This is a genomic window from Rhizobium sp. Root149, assembly GCF_001427345.1.
Taxonomy (GTDB): Bacteria; Pseudomonadota; Alphaproteobacteria; order Rhizobiales; family Rhizobiaceae; genus Neorhizobium; species Neorhizobium rhizoryzae.
Genome location: NZ_LMGD01000012.1, coordinates 829,574 through 853,243, shown reverse-complemented (window position 1 = coordinate 853,243; position 23,670 = coordinate 829,574). Strand labels below are relative to the sequence as shown.

The window sequence follows — 23,670 nt, the reverse complement described above, 5'->3', positions numbered from 1 at the left end:
CTCAGTCTTCTGTATCCATAGAGTCCTCGTCTTCCGCCCCGACCTCGACTCCGGCTTCACCACCCAAGGCAAGGAAGCGCTGCTCAGCCAGCCACCGCATCCGGCTTGATTGAGCCAGCAGAACACGCCTGAGGCCCAAGCCCTTGAGTTCTCGCTCGGAGATCACCTGTGCGAGCTTCGAGACGGTTAAGGCCCTGCGCGCCAATCTGCTGTCCGGATGGCCGCGCAATTCTCTGATTTGATCGGTCAAGATCGTACCCCGGAACGACTTCGGTTCCGTGGTTTTTACGGTCGGAGCCGGGGGATCTTTTTCGTTGAGAATCACGCCGAAACGGCTCTGCTTGCGGAGGCGCGTGAAGATCATGTGCTCCAGTGCGTCGAGATGGGCTTTGGCGGTCTTGAATTTTGGGTGCTTCGATCCGACACCTTCGAACTGGGGAAGCGGCCAGACCTCGATGTCAGCGACTTCGAAGGGATCCAGGACCGACATCGCAACCGCGTCTGTCCTCTGGTTCGTCAGATGGCGGCTGACACGCCCGGACAATCTCTCCTTGGTCTGACCGACATAGATCGGCTCGCCATCATAGTCGTAGAACGCGTAAACGCCCCACTTGAACCCGCCAACAGGGCGCTTCGCAACTGTCTTGCTCTCGTAGAAAGTCTCGCGGAAGAACCTCCGAATCCCTTGGCGGAGTTCGTCTGTCTCCATCGGCGGCTTTTTCGTCGCGGTCGTGGCGACCTTCTCGACTGGCTTTTGTGTTTTGCTAGGCTTGGTCGGGGGCATGAACGCCATTCCCTATCTGAAGAATCATTTTATCTTCATAGGTACCATCCACAGGCCCGATACGCGATCGTATCCCGTCATTCTGGAACGCCCTTGACTCTCGAAGAGAGGTGAACAAAGTAGGAACAAATTCCGTTGATGCGGACTCGTTTCCTATGGATGTTCACATGCCCGAACAGCTCGACCTCGACATCGAAACAGACGGAGAAGTGCCCGTTTCGGATTTCGACATCGATCTCGCCGAGTCGGTACTCAAGGCTTTCCATGGAGACGCGAAGGCGGCGATCCGCGAACTGCTTCTCGACGGTTCCTCCCTGATCAGCTCCACACGGCATCGTGCATCATGTCGTCGGGCATGGCGCGTGGATGGAAGCCCAGATACGAGCGGATCTGATGAAGCACCGTCGTGGCATCAACCTTGTCGGCGATGTCACAAGCACCGGATACACCGTTGGCGAAGGCAGCCGCCGGGGATCGGGAGGGGCCGGATCCACGGAGCACACCTTTCGGTCGAAGTGTGGACGGACGAGCCCGAAGCCGGTGGCCAGCTTCTCGAGACAATATCCAGGTCGACGGATTTCTCCGTGAGCTGTGCTGCACTCAAGGCCGCCGTCAGTGCGCGGCCCGGCACGGTTCTTGTCCATCTCAATAACCGACACCGAATGAGTGCCGAACGTGCTCCGGATCCGCCGCTCCCGGAGTTCCTGCGGCCACCCGCGCGGACGGGTCGGCCGCAACATTCCGATCATATGACGTGGACAGGATGACGTTGTCCCAGCTTTGAGAACTGGTACCTCCTCGGAGGGAAGTGTGCAGCGTTCACGCATAAAGGATTTGTCGATCGCTGGGAGGTCGCCCGCCGTTTCGGCCGTAACTCCGTCATCGCCGTCCTCATGCAGCGGCTGCGGTGCACTTCGTGCGGTAATAAGGGTAACAACACCTGGGTCACAGGAAAGATAAAGCGATAGGTCTTGCAGTCTTCTCGCCGACGTCAAATCATTCTTCTGCAGCAGGAGAATATGGCATGGCGAAGTGGACGAAGGACGAAGGACGATGATGAGATGCTCATAGCGGCGGTCTCCGCGAACATGCCGACGAGCCGGATCGATGTATCAGGTCACAGCCTGAAGTCGATCCACACCCGTATGAGCCGCCTTGGCCTCCACACGGATCGCTCCGCGTCGAAGAAGACCGACTCGTTTGCCTTGCGGAAATGCATGCCATGCGGAAAGACGTTCGGATCACAACACATCGGCAACCGCATCTGTCCGCAGTGTGCAGTCAGCCTCCAATTCCATGCCGCATAACGGAGCCCTCCGTTAACGTTGTCGCGGGCTTCTTGTTGACGCCGATTCCCGGATGCGATCGATTGCGGTCCAGATTGTTGACACAGGGAGTTCCGCGTATGGGCATGACGATCTTTGATTCCAAGAACCCGGCTGGCCGCGCTGGCCTCGAACTCGGTCTTCTCGCCATGGGCATCGCGACCACGATGGCGGATGCCGCTGCCGCTGGTCGTCAGGCCGCCGAGCTGCGCAAGGAGCGCCGTGCCGCTTACAAATATGCCTGCGAGCTGAACGAAGCACGCGGTCGCGCCGACGATCTCGGTCGTGTCGCCATCCGCGCTGTCCGTCACGTCGCTAGCCTGGAAGCGGAAGTCCGCCGTCTCCGGGTGGCTCTCGACCAGCGCCAGGCGCACATCGACCGCATGCGCAACGCGGGCTGACCTCATGGACATGTCAGACCAGGCTATGGCCGAACGATGGGGCCACATCATCAACGAAGTCCCGGAACTCTGGGAGGCGCTGCGCGTCTTCGAACTGCAAAACCGCGCGGTCAGGGGCGGCTTCAAGATCGCTGGCGATGCCGGAGTATCAATGGACGGTGGCGCCGCCGGGCGTGAACTTCGGATCCAGGTTGGAAATACCTGACGCTAGGAACAGCTCACCGTGGCGGTCTGCGAAGAACTCCCGCAGGTGTTCACGCTTCTCGTCTTGCGTCATCTCGTCGACGGTCGGCTCTGCTCCGGGGATACTGAGAACTTGCGGTGCTGCTTCTATTTCGTCAGATCGCAGCCTCTGGCGATTGAGCATGAGCTTGCAGACCTCGACACTACGTCCGCAGGCTGCTTCACCGGAACGACCGAGCATCGCAAGGTCGGCATCCGACAGCCGCAGCAGCCAGTCCTGCTGATCGACCGAGAGCTTCGTCAGGTCGATGGCCTTCCGAGCGTCCTCCGAGGCCGTGCAGTATGCGTGGACGACTTGCGCTAGAGACATGTCGGCGACGATCGCGTCGATGGCCTCCTGCGCTTCTCTGGCAACCTTTTCTGCGTCGTCGACATCGGCCACCTGCACGTTCTCGTGCCCGCCCGTCGAAGGAGGAGACATCATGCCGAAGAAGGCGAAGATCCTATGTAGGATGCCGCCGATCGTCTGCATGACCGCCTCGAGCCACGAAAATGGATTCCACCACTGAAACTTGTCCTTGAACATGTTGTCCTCCCATTTGTTCTGAGAGGATCATGGGTCTAGGCAGCGCAACGGACAAGATGGCCGGTGACGTTGAACGAAGGAGCCCGGATACCCGATACCACCATCACCTTGTTCCCAAAATGTTCTAGTAAAGGTCGTGTCAGATACCCGCTGTGACGCGAGCGGTCGCGTTACATCATGGCCCGAACTACTTTCTGCAGTACCATACGGCGATCGCCTAACTAAGGTAGGCGATCATCGCTATGTCAGGTTGCAATCGCCAGGGCTCATGGCAAGACTTATGCACACAGGGAGAATCGGCTTTGAAGATCAAGAGCTCACAGGGTGCAGGGGATTGGATGGAAGTCCAGCAGCCAGTAGAGGACAGGCCCGATCCGGCGACCGCCGACATCCGGCGCATCTTATCTTCCGCAGTCCGGGCGCAGAACCTCGTTATCCTGACCGGTCTCGGGACTTCGTTATGCGTCCTCAAAAATGGAAAGCGAGTGGCCCCGACGATGTGGGATCTGCTGTCGAGGATCAAGGAGATATTCAACACCGCAGACATCGCCGAAGGCGCCGTTGAGGGCGCACGGTGGAAATCCTTTGTGACACTGGCGAACGTCGCAGAAGACACAGAGGATCTCGAACAGTTGATGTCACGGGCAACGACGGCGGCGGAATTCCTCCCCGATGAGGATGCAACCAGTGTGCGCGCGCTTCTTGATATCGCGGAGGGCATCATCCGCGATGAGGTCGACTTCATGGAAGACACGATCGAAGTCCCAGTGCATGAGGCATTCCTGCGAAGAGTGGCACGCAGATCAGCGCGACGTGCCCGGACGAAGATTTTCACCACGAACTACGATGCCTGCTTCGAAACTGCAGCAAGGCGCTCTGCCTTCGTCGTCGTCGATGGCTTCGCCTTTGGGAGCGAGGCACATTTTGACTCATCGCAGTTTTCCTATGACGTCGTGCGTCGTGCCGCAGGAGAGGAGAAGTCAGATTTCATCGAAAACCTTTTTCACCTCTACAAGATCCACGGATCGATAGACTGGGAGTTCAACGAGAACTCCGGACAGATCGCCAAGAGGCCCGGCACCAAGAAACCACTGCTGATTTACCCTAAATCCACGAAATACGAATTGTCATTCAGCCAGCCCTACATCGAGATGATGGGGACCTTCCAAGCGACCCTCCGAACGCCCAACACCACACTCCTCGTCATCGGATTCGGGTTCAATGACAAGCACATATCCGAGCCCATACTCGGCGCGATCAAAGCCAACCTGTCGCTGAACGTCGTAGTGGTAAATCCCGACATCGAGAAATCCAGCGACGGCGGCGCGAAAAGTAACAGCTATTTGAGCGCCGTTGGGACACTGATCGACAACGGGGATGCGAGGCTCGCCTTAATAGCGGGAAAGTTCGAGGAACTCGTTCCCATGGTCCCGGACGTCATCGCAGAGACAGAGCTCGAGCGACATGCCGAGCGCGTCCGAAACATGGGACGGGTAAATGGCTGAACCAATTCCTAGCTACCCGTTCGAACGTTCCCGCTATCTGGGTTCCGTCTCGCGCGTCAGCCCGCTCGGGGTCCGGGTGAACTTTCCCTTCGCAACCGAAGTGGCTCCGTCTCAGTATGCCGGGCACCGTGTTACCAGAGGACAGGTGGGCGAGTTCGTCGTAATCGAATCCTTCGGAAGCGCCATCATAGGCCGCATCACGGAGATACAACTTCCCGATCGCGACCGTCTGTCGGTCGAGCCGGAACGAAACGAAGGTGATGAGGTCGCCAATCCGATCGGGATGATAAAGCTCCTCGGTTCGGTTGATCTGAATTCAAATCAGTCGAGTCGCGGGATAGGTGAGGTGCCGAGGGTAGGAGACTATGTCTATCTCGCGCACCCGGATTTCGTTCGCCACGCAATTGTTTCCACTAAAGGCACGAAGGGCGGTCTGATTGAGATCGGGCACCTCAGCGGGGCGCCCGAGACGCGTATCTCGCTGTCCCCCGCGTCGATCTTCGGGAGGCATTGTGCGGTTCTTGGAACCACAGGCGGCGGCAAGAGCTGGTCGACGGCGCGACTCGTCGAGCAAGTAGCCGAACGCGGTGGGAAGGTAATCCTTCTCGATCCCACCGGCGAGTATCACACGCTCAAAGGCCGGGTCAGGCATATCCATCTCGGAGGGACCCGGGACAGTGAAGCGGACGGGCGAGAATTCGTATCCTTTCCGTATTTCCATCTCACGGAAATGGATCTGTTCGCCTTTCTTCAGCCAAGCCCTGGGGTCCAGGCTCCGAAACTGCGCGACGCACTACAGAGCCTCAAACTGGTTCAACTTGAACCTGAGCTTCTTGATGTGGATTCGAGCATCCTGATCAAAGAGGAGCGGCCATGGAAACCAGTCAACCGTGCGATCGTTACGCACGATCGTGCGTTGCACGCGCCGTCCGCAGTTTTCAGTTTCAAAGACCTTGTTCCGCAGATCCTGGCGGAATGCGTTTATCCGACGTCAAACAAGGATGGGATGAAAAGCCACTGGGGCGGCAGACATCAGAATTCCTACGACAGTTGCATCACTCTCTGTATGCGGATCACCACGTTTCAGAAGTCGCAGCCAATGGTGCCGATATTCGCCCCGCCGGAATACATGACCGATCTTACCAAGGTGATCGAAGATTTCCTGGCGGATCCTGACACTGCGGTTCTCAGGGTCTCGATGCGGTATCTGGCTTTCGAGCAGCACACCCGCGAACTCGTGGTGAATGCGATCGGCAGGTATCTACTCGGTCGGGCGAGGAACGGCGATTTCCAGAAGGTGCCGCTTGTCGTCGCGATTGATGAGGCTCACCAGTTCCTTAACAAGAGCATCGGAGACGAAAACAACAAAGTTACGCTCGACGCATTCGGTCTTATCGCGAAGGAAGGTAGAAAGTATGGCCTGACCTGCCTTCTCGCCACGCAGCGACCGCGTGACGTCCCCGAAGACGTCCTGTCGCAGATAGGTATGTTCGTCGTGCACCGCCTCATCAACGAGCGAGACCAATTGGTGGTGATCAACGCAAGTGGTGTTCTCGACCAGTCAACGGCAGCGTTCCTGCCGAATCTGAGAGATGGCGAGGCGCTGATAGTCGGCGCGGATTCCATCATGCCGATGCCCATCATTCTCAATCAGCCTGTCAACAAGCCGCGTCTTGAGGAGAACGTCGATATGACATGGATGTCAGCTTAGACTCACTGCGGATTGCAAGCAGGACTTTCGAGGATTGTGTATCCAGTCTACCACGCATTCCGATCTCGATAACGTCATCAGCAGTACGCCCATCTTCGTACGAGCCGCTACCTCTTCCACACCGGGAAAACGCGTTCCATACCGATCGCCATCCTCGCTGACCATCCGGTCACACCCCATTGCCGTGATCCTGCGCAGCCTTGCCAAGGTCACACTGGCTCCATGCTTCTTCACAACTGCGGTTCGGTCTCGCGATCCACGTTGCCCGAAGGCTCGGCATTCTCCTTCAGAGCGTCCCGCACTTGCCGCAGTGTGGATGCCAAGCCGAGCGGCGATTGCTCCCGTTCGACGGCACGCTGTCCTTCCTTTCGGGTGTCAACCAAAATTTATTCAATAAAGGCGGTCACTTATCGGGACGTCCTAGCGAGCTGATTCAAAAAGAAAATCTGCGAAATCGGTAATTGATGTGACGATATTCCTAATTTGGAGCGGCTTGACTCAGCTCTTATGTAGGAACAGAAGAAGAACATAAAGCATTCTGGGCGGCATGATGTCGTCATATACAAGCAACGCGAACCGATAGGATTCCGCGACCGATGTCGGCTGTCCGCGATCAAGTCCTTGCTGATCTGCGTGAGCGCATCTCTTCCATCGCGGGTGAGAGCGTGAAGAGGTGTGGCAGTCTTCCATTCGGGGTTACCGAGATCGACGACATTCTTCCGGGCGGCGGTCTGGCGCACGGAGCTCTCCATGAATTTGCAGGTGGGGGGTCCGGCACTGTCGACGGCGCGGCAGCAGCCCTGTTCGCCGCCGGGATCGCCGCTCGGACGAAGGGGCCGATCATATGGTGTCTGACGAGGCCTGATCTCTTCTTCCCAGCGCTGGCTCAGGTCGGCCTGCATCCTGACCGCGTCATCTTCGTCGAGTCCGACAAGGAGGAAGATGTCGGTGCGAACATGGAGGAAGCGATCTCCTATGGAGGCTGTGGCGCCGTCGTGGGCGAGATGGTCCGGCTGCCAATGGTGGTGAGCAGAAGACTCCAGCTTGTCGCGGAGCGGACTGGAACCATCGCGCTGGCGGTGAGGAGATGGCGGCGGCAGACCGAGGCCAACGATTTCGGGCAGCCGACCGCTTCGACGACCAGGTGGAGGGTGAGCGTCCTGCCATCAGAGGAGCTTCCGGTTCCCGGCATCGGGCGGCCTCGATGGTTCCTCGAGTTGATGAGATCGCGTGCAGGAGAGTGCAAAGAGTTCCGCGTAGGAGCATGTGATGAGCAGGGTCGTATCCATTTATCTTCCGGATCTTCCGACGGACAGGATCAGGCGCGACGATCCCGCTATTCCGGTTGAACAGCCCATCGCGGTGATTGCCAAGTCCGGGTCCAAGCGCTGGGTTTCCTCAGCAGATGCCGCCGCACGAAAGATCGGCGTCCGTGTCGGCATGCCTGCGGCGAAGGCTCAGGCAATATTCCGCGGCCTCATGCTTGTCGATGCCGATCCTGTCGCGGATGCCTTGGCGCTTGACCGTCTCGGGCTCTGGGCGCTCGGGCACTATTCACCAATCGTCGCCGTCGACGGCATCGATGGCCTCGTCCTCGACACGGAAGGCGCTGATCACCTACAAGGCGGCGAACTGCCGATGATCACCGGGATCGTGAACATGTTCACGTCAAGGAAGCTCACGGCGAGGGTAGCGATCGCCGACACCTGGGGCGCTGCGCACGCATGCGTCCGGGCCATTAATCGGGATACCGTCATCGTTCCCCGCGGCGAGATCGTCCGAGCCGTCGAACGGCTGCCGATTTCACTGCTCAGGCTGCCGGAGAAGGTCGTTCAGGATCTCAGGGTTCTCGGTTTCCAGTCGATCGGGGAACTTTCGAACACCCCACGAGCGCCAATCGCGCTGCGCTTCGGGCCAGAAGTCGGTCGCCGCCTCGACCAGATGTTCGGACGGACGAACGAGCCGATCGATCCAATCCGGACAGCCAACCTGGTAGAGGTGTCGCGATCTTTCCAGGAGCCTATCGGCGCGGCCGAGACGATCAACAAGTACGTTGGCAGGCTCGTCGTGCAGCTCGTTGCCGAACTCGAAAAACGTGGCCTCGGTGCCCGCAGGACCGATCTCATCGTGCACAAGGTCGACAACACGATCCAGGCGATCCGCGCGGGGACCGCAAAACCTGCGCGCGACGTCGCTTGGCTGACCAAGCTATTCCGCGACCGTACGGAAAAGATCGAACCAGGATTCGGCATCGAGAAGCTCGTCCTCGTGGCCGTGGCAGCCGAACCCCTGATGGAGGAGCAGAAAGCCTCATCGCTGATTGAAGAGAAGAGCGACGACATGACCCCGCTGATCGACATCTTCGGAAACCGGGGGCAACGGGTCTATCGTGTCGCTCCGCACGCGTCGGACGTGCCCGAGCGGAGCGTTCAGCGGATTTCGGCTGTGGCAGAAGAAGTCTCGGTTTCCTGGGTTGGCCATTGGCGCAGGCCCGTGCGGCTCTTCGAGCGGCCGGAGCAGATCCAGGCGATCGCGCTGATGCCAGACTACCCGCCAGCAAGCATTACGTGGCGCGGCAAGCGACATCGGGTGAAGCGCGCCGATGGCCCCGAACGCATTTTCGGCGAGTGGTGGAAGCGGCCTACAGAGCTGGAGGCCGTCCGCGATTATTTCGTCATCGAGAATGATGAGGGTGAGCGCTATTGGATCTTCCGGTCCGGTGACGGCGTCGATCCTGAAACGGGTTCCCACAAATGGTTCATGCACGGGATCTTTGCCTGATGCGGTACGCGGAACTTCAGGTCACGACCCATTTCTCCTTCCTGCGGGGCGCTTCCTCCGCCGACGAACTGTTCGCCACCGCCAAGGATCTCGGCATCGTGGCCATCGGGGTTGTGGATCGGAATTCGCTGGCGGGGATCGTGCGGGCGCTCGAGGCTTCTCGGGCGACCGGGCTTCGCCTTGTCGTCGGCTGTCGGCTGGATCTGCAGGATGGCATGTCCATCCTCGTCTACCCGACCGACAAGGCAGCTTACTCACGGCTTACGCGTCTGCTCACTGTTGGGAAGAGCAGAGGCGGCAAGAACAACTGCATTCTTCATCTGGACGATGTGGCACTCTATGCGGAAGGCCTGATCGGCATCCTCGTTCCCGACCTCCCGGATGAAGCGTGCGCCGTGCAACTCCGGAAGATGAAGGAGACCTTCGGCAGCCGGGCCTATGGAGCTCTCAGCCTCAGACGGCGGCCGAACGACCAGATGAGGCTGCACGATCTGTCGAACATGGCGGCGAAGTTCAAGGTGAAGACGGTCGTCACCAACGATGTCCTTTTCCATGAGCCATCGCGTCGGCAGCTCCAGGATATCGTCACCTGTGTCCGCACAGGCACCACCATCGATTCTGTCGGCTTCGACCGTGAGCGCTTTTCCGACCGCTATCTCAAGCCGCCGGAGGAAATGGAACGCCTGTTTCCGCGCTACACCGAAGCTCTCGAGCGAACGATGGAGATCGTGAACCAGTGCAAGTTCTCCCTTGAGGAACTGACATACGAATACCCGGAAGAGGCACTGATCGAAGGCTTGGACGCGCAGCAGTCCCTCGAGCAGTGCGTTCGCGAGTGCATTCCGGATCGCTATCCCGAGGGGCTGCCTCAAAGCGTCTTGAAATCCGTCCGCCACGAACTCGATCTCATCAAGGAGATGGAATACGCGCCATACTTCCTGACCGTCTACAGCATCGTCCGTTTCGCGCGCAGCCAAGGCATTCTGTGCCAGGGCAGGGGATCGGCCGCGAACAGCGCGATCTGCTACATCCTGGGGATCACGTCGATCGATCCTGAAACGAACGACCTCCTGTTCGAGCGGTTCGTGTCCAGGGAGCGCAACGAGCCGCCGGACATTGATGTCGACTTCGAGCACCAACGGCGCGAAGAGGTCATCCAATGGATCTACAGGACCTATGGCCGCGACCGGGCGGCGCTTGTCTGCACAGTCACCCGCTACAGGGCGAAGGGAGCTATCAAGGATGTGGGGAAGGCTATGGGCCTGCCCGAGGATGTGACGAAGGCGCTGTCCTCTGGTCTCTGGTCATGGTCGGAGGAGATCACCGAGCGCAATGTCCGCGAGCTCAACCTTAACCCTGACGACTACCGCCTGGTCATGACCCTGCGGCTCGCCCGGGAACTGATGGGTGCGCCCCGACACCTCGGCCAGCACGTCGGCGGCTTCATCCTCACGCGGAGCCGTTTGGATGATCTCGTGCCGATCGAGCCGGCGGCAATGCAGGACAGGCAGGTGATCGAATGGGATAAAGACGACGTCGAGGCCCTGAGGATGATGAAGGTCGATGTACTGGCCCTCGGCATGCTCACCTGCATGCAGAAGGCCTTCGATCTCATCCGGGAGCACAAGCACGAAGATCTCGACCTCGCAAAGGTCCGACAGGAAGACGGCCCGACATACGCCATGATCCGAAAGGCAGACACACTCGGCACTTTCCAGGTCGAAAGCCGGGCGCAGATGGCCATGCTACCGCGGCTGAAACCTCGGACATTTTATGACCTTGTTGTGCAGGTGGCGATTGTTCGGCCGGGGCCTATCCAGGGCGACATGGTTCACCCGTATCTTCGCCGTCGCGAGGGCAAGGAGCCTGTCGAGTACCCAACTCCGGAATTGGAGGCGGTACTCGGAAAGACCCTGGGTGTCCCGCTATTTCAAGAGAGCGCGATGAGGGTGGCCATGGTCTGCGCTGGGTTCACGGGCGGGGAGGCGGATCAGCTCCGCAAGAGCATGGCGACCTTCAAATTCACCGGAGGGGTCAGTCGGTTCAAGGACAAACTCGTCAGCGGCATGGTGCGGAACGGATACACACCGGAATTTGCGGAGAAGACGTTCTCGCAGCTTGAGGGATTCGGATCCTATGGATTTCCGGAAAGCCACGCCGCCTCCTTCGCTCTGATCGCCTATGCATCCTGCTTCATCAAGTGCCACTATCCGGATGCATTCGCCGCGGCGCTCATGAACAGTCTCCCCATGGGCTTCTATGCTCCTGCCCAAATCATCGGCGATGCCCAGAAGCACGGCGTTGAGGTCCGACCAATCTCAGTCAAGCATTCGCGGTGGGACTGCACCCTGGAAGAGATACCTGACACCCATCGACACGCTATCCGGCTCGGCATGAGGCAGGTGTCCGGGCTGGCCGTTGCCGACGCCGCGAGGATAATCGCGGCCCGGATCGAGCGGCCGTTCGAATCCGTGGACGACGTGTGGAGGCGATCCGAAGTCCCGACGGAGGCACTCGTGCAGCTAGCAGAAGCCGATGCCTTTCGACCAGCCTTCGGTCTCGAACGCCGAGACGCATTGTGGTCGATCAAAGCACTGCGTGACGAACCGCTTCCACTCTTTGTGGCGGCGGCCGAGCGGGAGATGAAGGTCATCGCCGAGCAGCAGGAGCCGGAGGTAGCCCTCAGGCAGATGACGGAAGGACACAACGTCGTCGAGGACTACGCTCACGTTGGCCTGACACTCCGCGCGCACCCGATATCGTTCCTCCGTCGGGATCTGACCGCGCGCCGTATCGTCACCTGTTCCGAAGCGATGAACGCGCGCGACAAGAGCTGGCTATGCGTCGCCGGGCTGGTGCTAGTCCGGCAGAAGCCGGGCAGCGCGAAGGGTGTCATGTTCATTACGATCGAGGACGAAACCGGGCCTGCCAACATCGTGGTCTGGCCGTCGTTGTTCGAGAGGCGCCGCCGCGTGGTGCTGGGAGCATCCATGATGGCGATCCAAGGCAAGATCCAGCGAGAGGGTGATGTCGTCCATCTGATCGCACGGCAGCTCGATGACTTGTCTGGAGATCTCGCCGCGCTTGCTGACCGCGATACCGAGTTCCGAAACCCCAGCGGGCGTGGTGACGAATTCGCGCACGGCTCGCATGGGGGCGGGGATGCGCGAGATCGACCTAAGCCGATCCCGGAGGCGAGAGACATCTATGTCAGGGATTTGCACATCGACACGCTGAAAGTGAAGGCCCGAAATTTTCATTAACCCGGGTGGCCTCGAATTTGACTTTCTAGCACTAGCTCAGTCATAACTTTCTTCGGTAGGCAGTGGGAAACCCCGGAGGTTGGATCGACTCGAGGCAAAGCGGTGAAAATGAGCAGCCATCGATAACTTTGACTGTAAAAGGCCAACCTCAAATTTTTCCGGTTCAGATCTAGCTCAACGCTAAGAATGACCAACGCTTCCGGTTGCCTATGGTATTGATCGGTTGTTAGTTCTTTATCATTTGCAGACCTTCGTCTTGGCATACGAATGCAACGTGGTTAAATCTGCTTGGGGCACTTTTATCGGTAGCGGGGGCTGGCGAAGTGAAGAAACGATTGGTGGCCGTAGTGTTGACCGCACTGACACCAGCGATTGGTATGCTGGCTTATAACGAGATTACCGCACGTTCTGAGCGCAGCACCGAAGTCCATCGGCAGGTTGCCCAGACTGCGCGCCAGGCCGCATCAGAGGTCAAAAGCGTAATCGAAGGCATCAAGGGATTGCTGGTAGCGACCGCGTCAATTCCTTCAGTTGCCGAACAGGATCCAGCCGCCTGCAACACCGTTCTCAAGTCGGTCGCCGCGAAGCTGACTTCGGTTCAAAATATCCTTGTACTGGACAAGTCTGGAACGCTGGTATGCGACAGCTTGGGATGGCGACCAGGAACCAACTTTGGCGACCGTGAATACGTGCAACGCGCTCTCGCAACCGACGATCTGATTGTTGGGGAGTATACAGTCGCCCGCGTCTCCAAGAACGCAATTCTGCCATTGGCTGTAGCGCTTAAACGAGGGTCCGAAACGATTGGAGTTCTGGCAACCGGCGTGCGTCTTGAGTGGCTTCAGGATCGGATCCGAGAGCGAGGTCTCTCTCCGGGAGGGTCGTTGACCATAGCCGATCGCAAGGGAGTGATCCTTGCCCGCAATCCAGAACCTGAAAAGTTTGTAGGAACGAGAATACCGGACAAATACCAACCTCTGATCTCGGCGGAGCAATCGGGAACCATTGAACTGTTCAGTCAGGATGGGACCAAGCGGATCATGGGGTACACTCCCGTATCCGATACCAATCCGTTGTATGTGAGCACCGGGCTCTCCGAGTCAGTGGCGTTAGGGCCGATTGACCGGGCTTCGCTGACGGGTTCGATCATGATGGTGATTGGAGCAGCGCTTGCTTTGAGTGCAGCTTTCTTCGTGGGCAATCGGTTCATCCTGGCTCCCATCAACCATATCGTATCTGTGCTCCAGCGCTGGCGGGATGGCGAAGTTGATGCCCGCACACAAATGAGGGGTCTGCACGGAGAACTCGGAGAGGTTGGAGCTTCAGTCGACGGTCTTTTGGACGAGCTAGAGGCGCGGCAACGAGAACGCGAAATATCGGACGAACAACGCACCCTCATGGCCAAAGAATTGTCTCACCGAGTCAAGAATACCATGGCAATCATTCAGGCCATTGCGAGACAGACGTTCAAGAATCGTTCCGAAGAAAATGCAGTATTTTCCAGTCGGGTTAACGCTCTCGCTGGAGCTTACGATGTCCTGCAGTCCGAGAACTGGAAGGCAGCAGACATCAGGGATGTGATGGTGCGCACACTTGCCCCGGTTGGAGGCGACCGGTCCGACCGTGTCATTTTATCCGGACCACCATGCCTACTTGGACCTGAGGAGGTCACCGCCCTGTCGCTTGTTATGCACGAACTTGCGACGAATGCTATCAAGTACGGAGCTCTAAGCGAACCTCTGGGAAGGGTTGACGTTCTATGGAAACAGACAAACGGCCGAATAGAATTGGATTGGAGCGAGATCGATGGGCCCGCGGTGAAGGCGCCGGAGAATGAGGGTTTCGGATCCAAGCTGATAAGGAACGCCTTTCCTTCGACGATGGAACCGAAAAGTGAGGCCGATTACGCTGCGGACGGCCTCAAGTTTCACCTGTCCTTTGGTTTGAATCCATCCAACGAACAGGCAGATCACCCATAGAAGTCTCAGTCGCTCTGAGCTGACAGTTGCCCCAGCCTCTCGGTTGAGCTTGCCTCGCCACGCTTCCCACTGCGGCATAATCTGGCCTGAAACCCGACCGGGCTGATGAGCGTTATCATCTCCATGAGCAAGGAAGCTGAGCCAGACAACATCGAACCAACGACTGAAGCCGACATCAGGCCCGGAGCCGACGTCAGCTTTCCGTTCGACAAGATGACTGTGGAGCAGTTCCGGAAACGTTTTCCCCGTGCCCGGTGGAGTGACACTCGTCGAGCTTGGTTTGTTCCAGGCAGCACTGCCTCCCGTCGGTTCACTCGATGGCTGGCAGAAATGGAAGCGGAAGCCGACGCATTCGCTGACGCGAAGGGCAGGGACGCTTTCGAATTTGATCCGATCAACAGTGTTTACCTCGAGTTGGGTAGAGCGGGCTTCCGGATCAACACTCCCTATTCGAGGACGGTCGTCGACAGACTTCGCGAGGTTCCCTACTCCCGATGGGATAGCGACCTCAAGCAATGGCACGTCCCGTTTCGGTCGTATCAAGACCTCAAGGATCGATGGCCGGAGATCGAGGAGGCAGCGCGCCGGAACGAACCAGAAGAACGGCGACGCCGCGCCGATGAGAAAAAGGGCACGGAGCAGGAAGCGAAGTCGAAAGCCCGGACGACAGAGCGGAGACGCCGACGCTATCCATTGAACGGCGATGACCTGCCGCCCGTCGGACGCGTCGTTACGATTCAGTATGGACTCGTAGTCTTTGAAGAGGTCACCGGGGAACTCGTTGACCCAGAGGTCGTCGGCGAATTCTACCCCGGTGTTACCGCTGACCACGTCTGGGGAATGTGGCGGAAACCTACTTTTGTAGAACTGGTGCAGGCGTGGCCGTCGAAAACGCCTCCAGCCCAAGGAGCGGAATGGTGGCAGCCGACGATCGAGGAACTCCGGCCAGCGAGGCGGGCGGCAAGCCGGAAGAGGGCGCTGAAGGCGGCGCTGTAATTTCACCCGGTCGATCAGATGGCGCTATCGTCGGCGTTTGAGAATTGCCAGATCCCGCTCCAGATCGCGGTTGACTATCATGCCAATCATCAGGTGATCGGCCAGTTCGACCAAGGCGGCAGCCACCTCTTCCGGGTTCCATCCAGCCTCCACTGCAGACAGTGCAATCTCTGTGAACGGATCTGCCATGGCTTCCTGGCAACGAAGAAACCGATCGGGATGGTTGGCAGTCGGCGGCGGGGTTAATTGCTTCATTAGAGGGAGGTATTGTTCAATCTCGCACCTTCAAGGTCCCGATCGGCGAAGATCACGGTAACCCCGGCTGACAGCATAGGAACAACTGAATCCTCGTCGCGTTTAGGGGCAATGCTGAACCAGAGGAAAACCGATGACCGAAACACCAAGAGGACGGGCTCAGGGCCGTAAACGTGTCGCAGGCGGCCAGGATCATGAAGTACGCTACGAGGCAAAGAAAGAGGGTGTTGCCAAGGATGCGGTAAAGAAGTCCGTCAAGAAGGTCGGAAACTCCCGGACCAAGGTCGAGGCCGATTTGGAGAAGAAGATATGAAGCAGGGGGAAGAGGCCGTTGCCATTCAGGGACATATCAAGGGTGGAAACCCAGCATTTCTCAGCGATCGCCAGCGGGCTGAGGTCTCACTTGCCGTAACGAAGGATTCGGGTCTCAGCGCGAAAGCGGAGATATCCAACGGGGGGCTGCTATCGATCGCGGTGCTGGTATCCAGCATTCTCCTGTCAACCGCAGTACTCGTGCATGTCGCCACGCGTGATACAGCCAGCCGAAGGCATCGGTGAGTCCGCGCGAACCGAGGGTAAAGATGCCGCCCAGCGCGATTACCGCAGAAGTCCGTCAACATCAAAATCACCCCAGCCACGTAGCTCGGTGGCCGCTTCATCAGTCGGTGCTCCGCGCTTTTCTGGCGTGTGGGCAGCCTTCCTGAGCGAGCGGGTGAGTTTCGTCCTGTATGCTGCCTGACGCCTGTTTTCGGCCCTTGCGGCCATATCCTCCTCGCGCCACTCATCGACGATGCCCCGGTCAAGAAGGTCTTCGACAACGCGGGGATCGAAGACGTGGAACGTTATTTGTCTTGCACGTCCACTCAGCCTCACCGTCCGGGTTCCTGCGCTTGGAAGACGTCCGTCCTTCAGCCAGCGATGGCGCTCGCCTGCTGAAATGCCCAGAATGTCCTGGATCTCCCGCGGAATTACGGGGAGGTTCTCGATACCCTCGAGTGCCTTGGTGATGACAGACGACGTCGAGGCGAACTCGTCCTCGCAGTCCTCCGCCATTCTGAGGATTAGCGTCATGCCGTCAACGTCGAGAGACTTCCGTATGGCTAGGGGCAGGCCCGCCCGGATCTCCAGGAGGATGCCCTTGGCGCGCACGGCCGATCCGAACGATGCCGTCGGCGACAGCGTCCACATCTGAACGAATGGTGGGGGAATGATGATCTTCTTCTTCCGCATCTTGCGTAAATGGGTCGCTCGTGGTCGAGCTTCAACACTGGGTAGGAGGCGTTTCGGCACCAGTGATCTGGAACAAACTCAGTGGCGGTTCGTTCTTTGGTTCCCATACCAAAACGGAGAAGAATTCATCGTCACCATGGTCGGAAACGAAGGCAATATCGATAAACTCGTCAAGGATTTGCTTTACCTAGAATACGATGCCATTGCCGCATACGATTCCTGCATTGAGCGGTTGGATGACAAGACCCTCAGCGCGAAGATCGCCGAGTTCAAACAGGACCACCTGCAGCATGTTACCGTCCTTAACGAGATGGCACGAGAACTCGGTATCGAGGCGCCGACCGAAGGCGACATAAAGCAGATGCTGACCACTGGCAAAATTGCTCTTGCCGATCTCATGGGGGATTCGGCTATCCTCAAGGCAATGAAGACGAACGAAGACGACACTGTTACGGCCTACGAACGCGCCTCCCGGCATGAGGATGCGATCCCGCAGTCGAAGGCCTTCTTCATGAAAGCCCACGTAGACGAGCTGCGACACCGCGCCTGGATGGAAACGACTGCGAAGTCGATGTGACCTTGAAATACAGGTGAGCGATCCTCATCTAGGGATCACCACCCACATTGCCGACGGCCTGCAGCGACCATGACGGTTGCGAGTTCGCCGTCGCGGGTGACGAGGGCGCTCCCCATCATGGGTCGAGCGTCCTCGGTATGTTTCCTACATCCGAGCTCACATGTCCGTATCGCACCTCATCATCTTCCTCCACGGCATCGGCGCGTCCGGCCAACAGCTCGCGCCTCTCGCATCAACTTGGCGTGCTCAATTGCCCAGCACAGCTTTCGCAACGCCGGATGCTCCGTACCTCAATGGATACGGGGGCCACCAGTGGTTCAAGGTTGACGGCATGCAACTCGATCCTGGGCGAATTCGGGAAGCGCGTGAAGGGTTCGACCGTAAGATCCACGAAGTCATCACACAGGAAGGCTTTGATGACAGACTTAAAGAAGTCGCATTTGTGGGCGTATCGCAGGGCGCCATAGTCGCCTTGGATGGTGTCGCGACCGGCCGTTGGGGAGTAGGCGCTTTAGTCGCGTTCTCCGGACTTCTGCTTCCGACAGCCGTCGTTATGCAAAACAACCGTACTCCCGTGCTCCTCGTGCATGGAGCCGATGACCGCACAATTCCTTCTATAGCTTCTACGGTCGCAGCCGGACAGTTGCGTGCCGCCGGGTTCCCCGTAGAGCTGGAGATTGAACCGCGGGTGGGGCACACGATCTCCCTCACTGGCGCGGACAGGGCGGTACGGTTCCTGCAGGAGGCTCTGGCTTGAAACAAAGTTCGAAGAAAGCTCGGCGCTCGTTGACGATAGCGAAGGGGGGGTGTCGTCCCCGCGTCAGCCCGCCTTCCTGCTCTTGAGCTCATCTGCGAGCGACTTCCGCAAGGCATCCATTATATTGATCACGTTCGACTTCGTTTCTGCGGGCTCAGCCTTCTTCCCCTTCGTCGCTTTCCTCGGCTTGAGCGCCTTCTTTTTCTCTGCGATGAGCTTCAGCAGGCTTTCCTGGATTGGATCGCTGACCATGTCAGGAGACCAGCGCGCCATCTTCTGCTTGATCAGCTTCTGGACGAGCGGGATCAAATCGGGGTCGGCCTCGTCGCCTATATCTTCGAAATACGCCTCTTCGGGCCGCACCTCATCTCCGAAACGAAGCGACCACAGGACGATGCCGTCATCGCGAGGCTCGAGGATGACCGCCTTCTCGCGTCGGCCGATGACGAGCTTTGAAATGCCTACAACCTTATCGGCCTTCATTGCATCTCGGATGACGGCAAAAGCCTCGTTACCGACCGCGTCGTCCGGCATGAGGTAGTGAGGCTTTTCCAGGTAGACCCACTCTATGGATTCCGCCGGAGCGAATTTTGTGATGTCTATTGTCTTCACCGTGTCGAGCGCGACGTTGTCGAGGTCGTCGTCCGTAAGTATGACGTAGTCGTTCTCCCCCCTTGCATAACCCTTCGCCTCATTCTCGTCTTTCACGGGTTTGCCCGTCACGGAGTCGATATACTGAGAGACGACGCGATTGCCTGTCTTTCTGTTGAGGGTATGGAAGCGAACCTTCTCGGATTCTGAGGTGGCGGGTGTCATGTTCACCGGGCAAGTGACCAGCGAGAGCTTGAGATAGCCTTTCCAGTATGGACGGAGCGCCATGTTCCTTCTCCTCAACCTGCCTTGCGCTGCGGGGTAGTCTTCGAAGAGGCCGCCTTCGCTGCCGTCCCCGCGGCGCGCCCTCTACCGACACCCGTGTTAGCATTGGCGGCAGTGCGTTTCGGCTTTTCTCCGGCGGCGGCCTTCATAAGGCCAGCGCTCTCCCGGAGAGCGGCAAGCAGATCGCTCGGCGCGGAAACCTCAACCTTCTTGCGTTTCGGCAGCGCCTTGCCATCTATCTTCGCTTTCACCATCTCCTCGAGTGCTGCTTCGTACCGGTCGTCGAAAGCTGCTGGGTCAAAGTCGCCCTTCTTGGTGCTGATGATGTGCTTGGCCAGGTCAAGCAACTCGCCCTCGATCTTCATCTTAGGCATATCCTCAAAGGCTTTTTGCGAGGAGCGGACCTCGTAGTCGTAGTTCAGGGTGGTGGCGATCAGGCCCTTGCCGTGAGGACGGATCAGAACGGTTCGCATCCGGCGGAAGAGGACAGTTCTGGCAATTGCGGCAACCTTCGACTTTCGCATGCCGTCGCGGAGGGCAGCGAAGGCATCCGAACCCATTCTGTCTGGGGTCAAATAATACGGCTTGTCGAAATAAACGTCGTCGACGTCCGAACACGGGATGAACGCCTCGATCTCAAGTGTCTTGTTGCTCTCCGGGATCGTCGCTGCAACTTCCTCAGGATCGATGATGATGTACTGGCCATTCTCGATTTCGAAGCCCTTCGTCTGCGCTTCTTTTGGGACAGGCTCTTCCGTTTCACTGTCGATGAACACGCGGTTGACCCTGTTTCCGGTCGCCTTGTTGATGGTATTGAAGGTCATGCGGTCGGAGGTTGAGGCTGCGGTATACAGGGCTACGCCTGCCGATACTTCGCCAAATTTGATGAAGCCCTTCCATTGTGCACGCTGGCCTGCCATCGAACTCTCCCACGCAACTGACGCAACTTTGGCGATTCAACCGAATCAGTCGGGGAATAGTTCCGGAGCAAAAAGCGACTCTTTTTCAATGACTTGATTCAGTTTTCCACCACAACCAGAGGAGTCGAACCAAGCCGCTGGAATCGATGCATCTTTTCGTCAGGTCGCGAGTTATCGTCGTACCGCAACCGCAGGAGAGTCCCATGAGCAAGCGCGAGCTGATCGATACCGGAACCGACAAGCGATACGTCCGCCGAGACGACAATGGCCAGTTCAAGGAGTCTGTCGATGTTGGCAGATCCCTGTCCGCTGACAAGCGTCACAAGGCGAAGCACGATGCGAAGCCAGGCGAGGGTGACAAAGGCGACCACAAGCGCAAGTGAAGGTCGCCACATACAACGTCAACGGCGTGAACGGTCGGCTCGATGTGCTGCTTCGCTGGCTGGCCGAGGCGGCGCCGGACGTTGTCGTGCTCCAAGAATTGAAGGCGCCTGATGCCAGGTTTCCGATGAAGGACATCGAGAAAGCCGGATATGGGGCAGTGTGGCACGGCCAGAAGTCGTGGAACGGGGTAGCCATACTTGCCCGCGGCCGGGATCCTCTCCTCACGAGGAAGGGGCTTCCAGGTGAGCCGGATGACGAACAGAGCCGCTACATCGAGGCGGTCGTCGATGGTATCGTAATCGGCGGCCTCTACCTACCGAACGGCAACCCATACCCCGGCCCGAAATTCGACTACAAGCTTCGCTGGTTCAAGCGCCTGCAGGAGTACGCTGCCGAACTGCTCGAGCTAGACGTTCCTGTCATCCTTGCGGGTGACTACAACGTCATGCCCACGGAGCTTGATGTCTACAAGCCGGAGCGGTGGAAGGACGACGCGCTCTTCCGCGTCGAAGTCCGTGCCGCTTTCAGCGAGCTGGTAGGGCAAGGCTGGACCGATGCGCTCCGGCATCTTCACCAGGGCGAACGCATCTACACATTCTGGGACTATTTCAGGAATGCCTACGGGCGGGATGCCGGACTTCGCCTGGATCACTTCCTGTTGAGCCCCAATGTCGCCGAACGGCTAGCAAAGGCCGAGGTCGACAAGGACGTTCGTGGATGGGAGCACACGAGCGACCATGCCCCGGTGTGGATAGAACTCGCCGACAAGCCAATCAAAAAAACGGAGGAAGTCATAAGCACAGAATGGCGAGCCGATTTACGGCTCAAGCTCGAGGAACTGGTTGATGAATTCGTCGTAGAGGGAGGGGATCATAAGGACGTCATCGAGGCGGTCCGCCAGGAGATCGAACATCTCCGCAAAGCTTACGAGTATGACCCCGATCCTGCCGACGATGACACCACAGTCGATGAACCCGCGAACGATTGGCCCGCGGCGAGTTGAATTCACAAGATAGGGACGATCAGGAGTTTGGCGAAATCCGTGCAGCGACAACCTTCTCAAGAAGCTCCATGAACTTTCCGTTCTCCTGCGAGCACTTCCAGAAATTCACGAAACGGCAGACTAGCTGAACATTTTCTGGCTCGTAGTGTCCGTTGCTGTCGATCCGATCCACCGAAGCGAGCATGTCGTAGTCCAGGTTATCTTGCCCGTCGACATGCACAGGTAGCCCAGTGATGGCGCAGAGGGCCTTTTGCTCGATCATGAGATGGGCGAGGCGGGCCTTCATCTCCGGCTCAGGGCAGAGGAGCCGCTTGTCCTTAAGGGTTCGAAGAACCTGCTGACCATTCGAGTTCCGCACAGTGTCCCTGATCGTCATCATCATACGGGACAGCACCAATTCCGAAAGCTGGACATTGCTTCCGAGGCTCTTTCCTTTATCCGCACCAAGTCGGGACTTCCAATCCGGGAACTCATGCCATCGTGTGAGATCATCGCCGTCTATCAACGTCCCAATATATTCCTTCATCATAGGATCGGCCACCCGCAAGACTGCCTGCTGCGTCGTCAGGTAGTCCTTAGCCTTCGGATGGATCGAGTTCCAGGTGAGGGCGACCGTTCGACGGTTGCGACGTGACCATGATGTGACGGGTTTGGCGATCATTACCTTGCCGTCGTACTCCTCGAATATCGGATTCGCATCGGTCGTCGTGGCCCAGTAGAGATCATTTCCTGCCCGATGAAGCCAGACGTCGTCCTCGCTTTCGGCGATGCGCGTCGCCCTGTTAAACCAGGTCGTTGCCCTGCCTCGCACGTCGCTCTCGGTTGCGCCTTTCTGGGCGGCTCTCATTTCAAGCCGGAGAAACTCATCGCGATCCCCGGCATTCCAGGCATGGAAGTATGGCTTGTCGTAGCCAAGGGCGACAATGTTTCGGTGAAGGCAGTCCGGCCACAGTTCATTGCCGTCTCCCGTCATCGCGATAAAGATTTCGCCAGCCATGTCATCCTCCAGATTACCCACGGATTTATAGGTTTTTTCACCGAAGTAATGAACCTAATTTACGCTCGATACAAAACGCCAACACAGTCTTTTGTAATGTTTGGGTTCCGATAAGTTTCCTTATCGGAATCCAGAAATGACGGTCATTTTCCGCGTCTTTCATCGATCAAGCGATCGATCTCGGCCTCGGCTGCCATCGCGCTTTCATTCAATGCGTCGCGGAGCTGCGCGGTATGCTCCATGAAGGCGGCATAGTTTTCTAACGCGACATGCGGATTTCCCTTCGAACGCAGCCGAGCGACCTGACGCTTCCAGTTCGGAATCGGATCCTTCTTGAAGCGCACCGGGTAGTTCGCGGAAAGCCATTCGAACAGCAGCCCGAGGGCCGATTCATCAACCAAGAACCCGTTGGCCCGTGCGAACTTGCGGCCTTCTTCCGAGAATGCCAGCGGCCATGTCTGGCACTCTACGGTCGCCTGATCTCGCGTTTGCCGCTGACTGGCATAAACACCATCCGACACAATATCGAGATTGGTGTCCTGCGCGCTGACAATCTCATCCATTCGGTCGGCCAAAGCACGGATCGTATCAGCTTTTCTGTGATCACACTGAGCATCCATGGTCTGACAGGCCTTCGCGAAGTCACTTGGCTGGGCCGGAGAGTGGTCGCCGCGGCTTGTGAAGTACTTCTTGGATCTCTCCGGAAGTTGGATCCCATGCCAGTAGCTGAAGCTGCGGATCCTATAGGCACCCAGAACACCGCAGGCAGTAGAGAAGTAGAAGCGAGATAGAGCAGGCAGGATCGCTTCATGCTGCAGGCCGACGTGATACAGCTCGTTCCGGAAATCGTGCATGAGCGCGACCGTCCGCGCCTGCTCATCTGTCAGGAGGCCTTCGAGCTTCGCGAACTTCAGCTTCGCCTCGAAGACGCGTCCCATCGCCTCTTCAAGCGCCTTCGCGTGCTGATAATTATCGCGCAGGTCCCACGACGTTTTCAGCTCACTGTGCTTATTCTTCGCGAGCTCGTGCATAGCAAGCTCGATGGCATTGTCCGTCAGCATCAGCCCGAACCGGGCATCGTGCACACTGCCCTTCATAATATGTTCAAGCGCAAGATCCATCTGGTCCAGTACGCTCGCAAGGAATTTCAACATCGA

Annotated in this window: 24 protein-coding genes and 2 pseudogenes; 16 read left to right on the top strand and 10 right to left on the bottom strand. The window is 58.0% G+C overall.

The genetic code is table 11. The features are described from left to right. Position 1: 1 nt before the first annotated feature. Positions 2-784 (bottom strand): GIY-YIG nuclease family protein, encoded by a 783-nt coding sequence (locus ASD54_RS10990; RefSeq protein ID WP_200958462.1) that lies wholly within the window; start codon positions 782-784, stop codon positions 2-4. A 167-nt stretch (positions 785-951) separates the two neighbouring features. Here ASD54_RS10990 and ASD54_RS27265 point away from each other — a divergent pair. After that, positions 952-1,178 (top strand): annotated as a pseudogene (locus tag ASD54_RS27265) (hypothetical protein). Here the strand turns inward: ASD54_RS27265 and ASD54_RS10980 are convergent. Then, entirely contained in the window at positions 1,103-1,285 is a 183-nt protein-coding gene (locus ASD54_RS10980; RefSeq protein WP_062554592.1) for a hypothetical protein, read from the bottom strand. The pseudogene ASD54_RS27265 and the gene ASD54_RS10980 sit on opposite strands and share 76 nt — an antisense overlap. A 910-nt stretch (positions 1,286-2,195) precedes the next feature. Here ASD54_RS10980 and ASD54_RS10970 point away from each other — a divergent pair. Beyond that, positions 2,196-2,510, top strand: coding sequence for a hypothetical protein (locus tag ASD54_RS10970; RefSeq protein WP_156379163.1), 315 nt, complete (start codon positions 2,196-2,198; stop codon positions 2,508-2,510). Positions 2,511-2,514: 4 nt separating this feature from the next. After that, positions 2,515-2,715, top strand: a complete 201-nt coding sequence (locus ASD54_RS10965) for a hypothetical protein (RefSeq protein ID WP_156379162.1) — start codon at positions 2,515-2,517, stop codon at positions 2,713-2,715. On the opposite strand, the gene ASD54_RS10960 is transcribed toward ASD54_RS10965, so the two are convergent. Further along, on the bottom strand, positions 2,659-3,279 hold the full coding sequence (locus ASD54_RS10960) for a hypothetical protein (RefSeq protein ID WP_062554588.1): 621 nt from the start codon (positions 3,277-3,279) through the stop codon (positions 2,659-2,661). The two genes, ASD54_RS10965 and ASD54_RS10960, sit on opposite strands and share 57 nt — an antisense overlap. Positions 3,280-3,617: 338 nt before the next feature. On the opposite strand from ASD54_RS10960, the gene ASD54_RS10955 reads away from it, so the two are divergent. Next, complete coding sequence (locus tag ASD54_RS10955) at positions 3,618-4,784, top strand: SIR2 family protein (protein WP_244484724.1); 1,167 nt, start codon at positions 3,618-3,620, stop codon at positions 4,782-4,784. Continuing rightward, on the top strand, positions 4,777-6,495 hold the full coding sequence (locus tag ASD54_RS10950; protein WP_062554586.1) for an ATP-binding protein: 1,719 nt from the start codon (positions 4,777-4,779) through the stop codon (positions 6,493-6,495). Before ASD54_RS10955 ends, ASD54_RS10950 begins: the two co-directional genes overlap by 8 nt. Before the next feature lie 230 nt (positions 6,496-6,725). Here the strand turns inward: ASD54_RS10950 and ASD54_RS26570 are convergent, their stop codons facing one another. Continuing rightward, positions 6,726-6,878 carry a hypothetical protein gene (locus ASD54_RS26570; protein ID WP_156379161.1) on the bottom strand — a complete coding sequence of 51 codons (153 nt, stop codon included), beginning with the start codon at positions 6,876-6,878 and terminating at the stop codon, positions 6,726-6,728. A 213-nt stretch (positions 6,879-7,091) separates the two neighbouring features. Between ASD54_RS26570 and ASD54_RS10945 the strand changes: the two genes are divergently transcribed. The 5 genes from ASD54_RS10945 to ASD54_RS10925 all read left to right on the top strand — a co-directional run bounded on the left by ASD54_RS10945 (position 7,092) and on the right by ASD54_RS10925 (position 15,514). Then, complete coding sequence (locus ASD54_RS10945) at positions 7,092-7,844, top strand: ImuA family protein (RefSeq protein ID WP_062554585.1); 753 nt, start codon at positions 7,092-7,094, stop codon at positions 7,842-7,844. Next, entirely contained in the window at positions 7,765-9,276 is a 1,512-nt protein-coding gene (locus tag ASD54_RS10940) for a DNA polymerase Y family protein (protein WP_062554584.1), read from the top strand. The genes ASD54_RS10945 and ASD54_RS10940 overlap by 80 nt, the downstream gene beginning before the upstream one ends. Beyond that, a complete protein-coding gene (locus ASD54_RS10935; RefSeq protein WP_062554811.1) occupies positions 9,276-12,539 on the top strand; it encodes an error-prone DNA polymerase in 3,264 nt (1,087 codons plus the stop codon). The genes ASD54_RS10940 and ASD54_RS10935 overlap by 1 nt, the downstream gene beginning before the upstream one ends. A gap of 350 nt (positions 12,540-12,889) precedes the next feature. Further along, on the top strand, positions 12,890-14,518 hold the full coding sequence (locus tag ASD54_RS10930; RefSeq protein ID WP_156379160.1) for a sensor histidine kinase: 1,629 nt from the start codon (positions 12,890-12,892) through the stop codon (positions 14,516-14,518). Positions 14,519-14,641: 123 nt separating this feature from the next. Continuing rightward, complete coding sequence (locus ASD54_RS10925) at positions 14,642-15,514, top strand: hypothetical protein (RefSeq protein ID WP_156379192.1); 873 nt, start codon at positions 14,642-14,644, stop codon at positions 15,512-15,514. A 24-nt stretch (positions 15,515-15,538) separates the two neighbouring features. Here ASD54_RS10925 and ASD54_RS10920 read toward each other — a convergent pair whose 3' ends face one another. Further along, positions 15,539-15,703: a hypothetical protein gene (locus ASD54_RS10920; protein WP_156379159.1), complete on the bottom strand. Its 165-nt coding sequence runs from the start codon at positions 15,701-15,703 to the stop codon at positions 15,539-15,541. Positions 15,704-15,902: 199 nt separating this feature from the next. Here ASD54_RS10920 and ASD54_RS10915 point away from each other — a divergent pair, with 199 nt between their 5' ends. Next, on the top strand, positions 15,903-16,082 hold the full coding sequence (locus ASD54_RS10915) for a DUF3606 domain-containing protein (protein ID WP_062554580.1): 180 nt from the start codon (positions 15,903-15,905) through the stop codon (positions 16,080-16,082). Beyond that, positions 16,079-16,327 (top strand): hypothetical protein, encoded by a 249-nt coding sequence (locus tag ASD54_RS10910; RefSeq protein WP_062554579.1) that lies wholly within the window; start codon positions 16,079-16,081, stop codon positions 16,325-16,327. The genes ASD54_RS10915 and ASD54_RS10910 overlap by 4 nt, the downstream gene beginning before the upstream one ends. A gap of 39 nt (positions 16,328-16,366) precedes the next feature. Here the strand turns inward: ASD54_RS10910 and ASD54_RS10905 are convergent, their stop codons facing one another. Next, entirely contained in the window at positions 16,367-16,999 is a 633-nt protein-coding gene (locus tag ASD54_RS10905; RefSeq protein WP_062554578.1) for a hypothetical protein, read from the bottom strand. Between the two features lie 127 nt (positions 17,000-17,126). Between ASD54_RS10905 and ASD54_RS10900 the strand changes: the two genes are divergently transcribed. Beyond that, positions 17,127-17,576: a DUF892 family protein gene (locus ASD54_RS10900; protein WP_062554810.1), complete on the top strand. Its 450-nt coding sequence runs from the start codon at positions 17,127-17,129 to the stop codon at positions 17,574-17,576. A 160-nt stretch (positions 17,577-17,736) separates the two neighbouring features. Next, a complete protein-coding gene (locus ASD54_RS10895) occupies positions 17,737-18,333 on the top strand; it encodes a dienelactone hydrolase family protein (protein ID WP_062554577.1) in 597 nt (198 codons plus the stop codon). A 63-nt stretch (positions 18,334-18,396) separates the two neighbouring features. Here ASD54_RS10895 and ASD54_RS10890 read toward each other — a convergent pair whose 3' ends face one another. Then, positions 18,397-19,212, bottom strand: a complete 816-nt coding sequence (locus ASD54_RS10890) for a Ku protein (protein ID WP_062554576.1) — start codon at positions 19,210-19,212, stop codon at positions 18,397-18,399. An 11-nt stretch (positions 19,213-19,223) separates the two neighbouring features. Then, the gene (locus tag ASD54_RS10885; RefSeq protein ID WP_062554575.1) at positions 19,224-20,129 is read right to left on the bottom strand and encodes a Ku protein; all 906 of its coding nucleotides are present in this window, start codon (positions 20,127-20,129) and stop codon (positions 19,224-19,226) included. 203 nt (positions 20,130-20,332) lie between these two features. Here ASD54_RS10885 and ASD54_RS10880 point away from each other — a divergent pair, with 203 nt between their 5' ends. Together ASD54_RS10880 and xth are read left to right on the top strand one after the other, a co-directional pair. Then, entirely contained in the window at positions 20,333-20,512 is a 180-nt protein-coding gene (locus ASD54_RS10880) for a hypothetical protein (protein ID WP_062554574.1), read from the top strand. Then, a pseudogene (gene xth / locus ASD54_RS10875) lies at positions 20,509-21,300 on the top strand (exodeoxyribonuclease III); the annotation flags it as partial. The gene ASD54_RS10880 and the pseudogene xth, both read left to right, overlap by 4 nt. Before the next feature lie 235 nt (positions 21,301-21,535). Here xth and ASD54_RS10870 read toward each other — a convergent pair. Continuing rightward, positions 21,536-22,513 carry a hypothetical protein gene (locus tag ASD54_RS10870; protein ID WP_062554573.1) on the bottom strand — a complete coding sequence of 326 codons (978 nt, stop codon included), beginning with the start codon at positions 22,511-22,513 and terminating at the stop codon, positions 21,536-21,538. 143 nt (positions 22,514-22,656) lie between these two features. Continuing rightward, positions 22,657-23,667, bottom strand: a complete 1,011-nt coding sequence (locus ASD54_RS10865; RefSeq protein WP_062554572.1) for a hypothetical protein — start codon at positions 23,665-23,667, stop codon at positions 22,657-22,659. Positions 23,668-23,670: the final 3 nt, after the last annotated feature.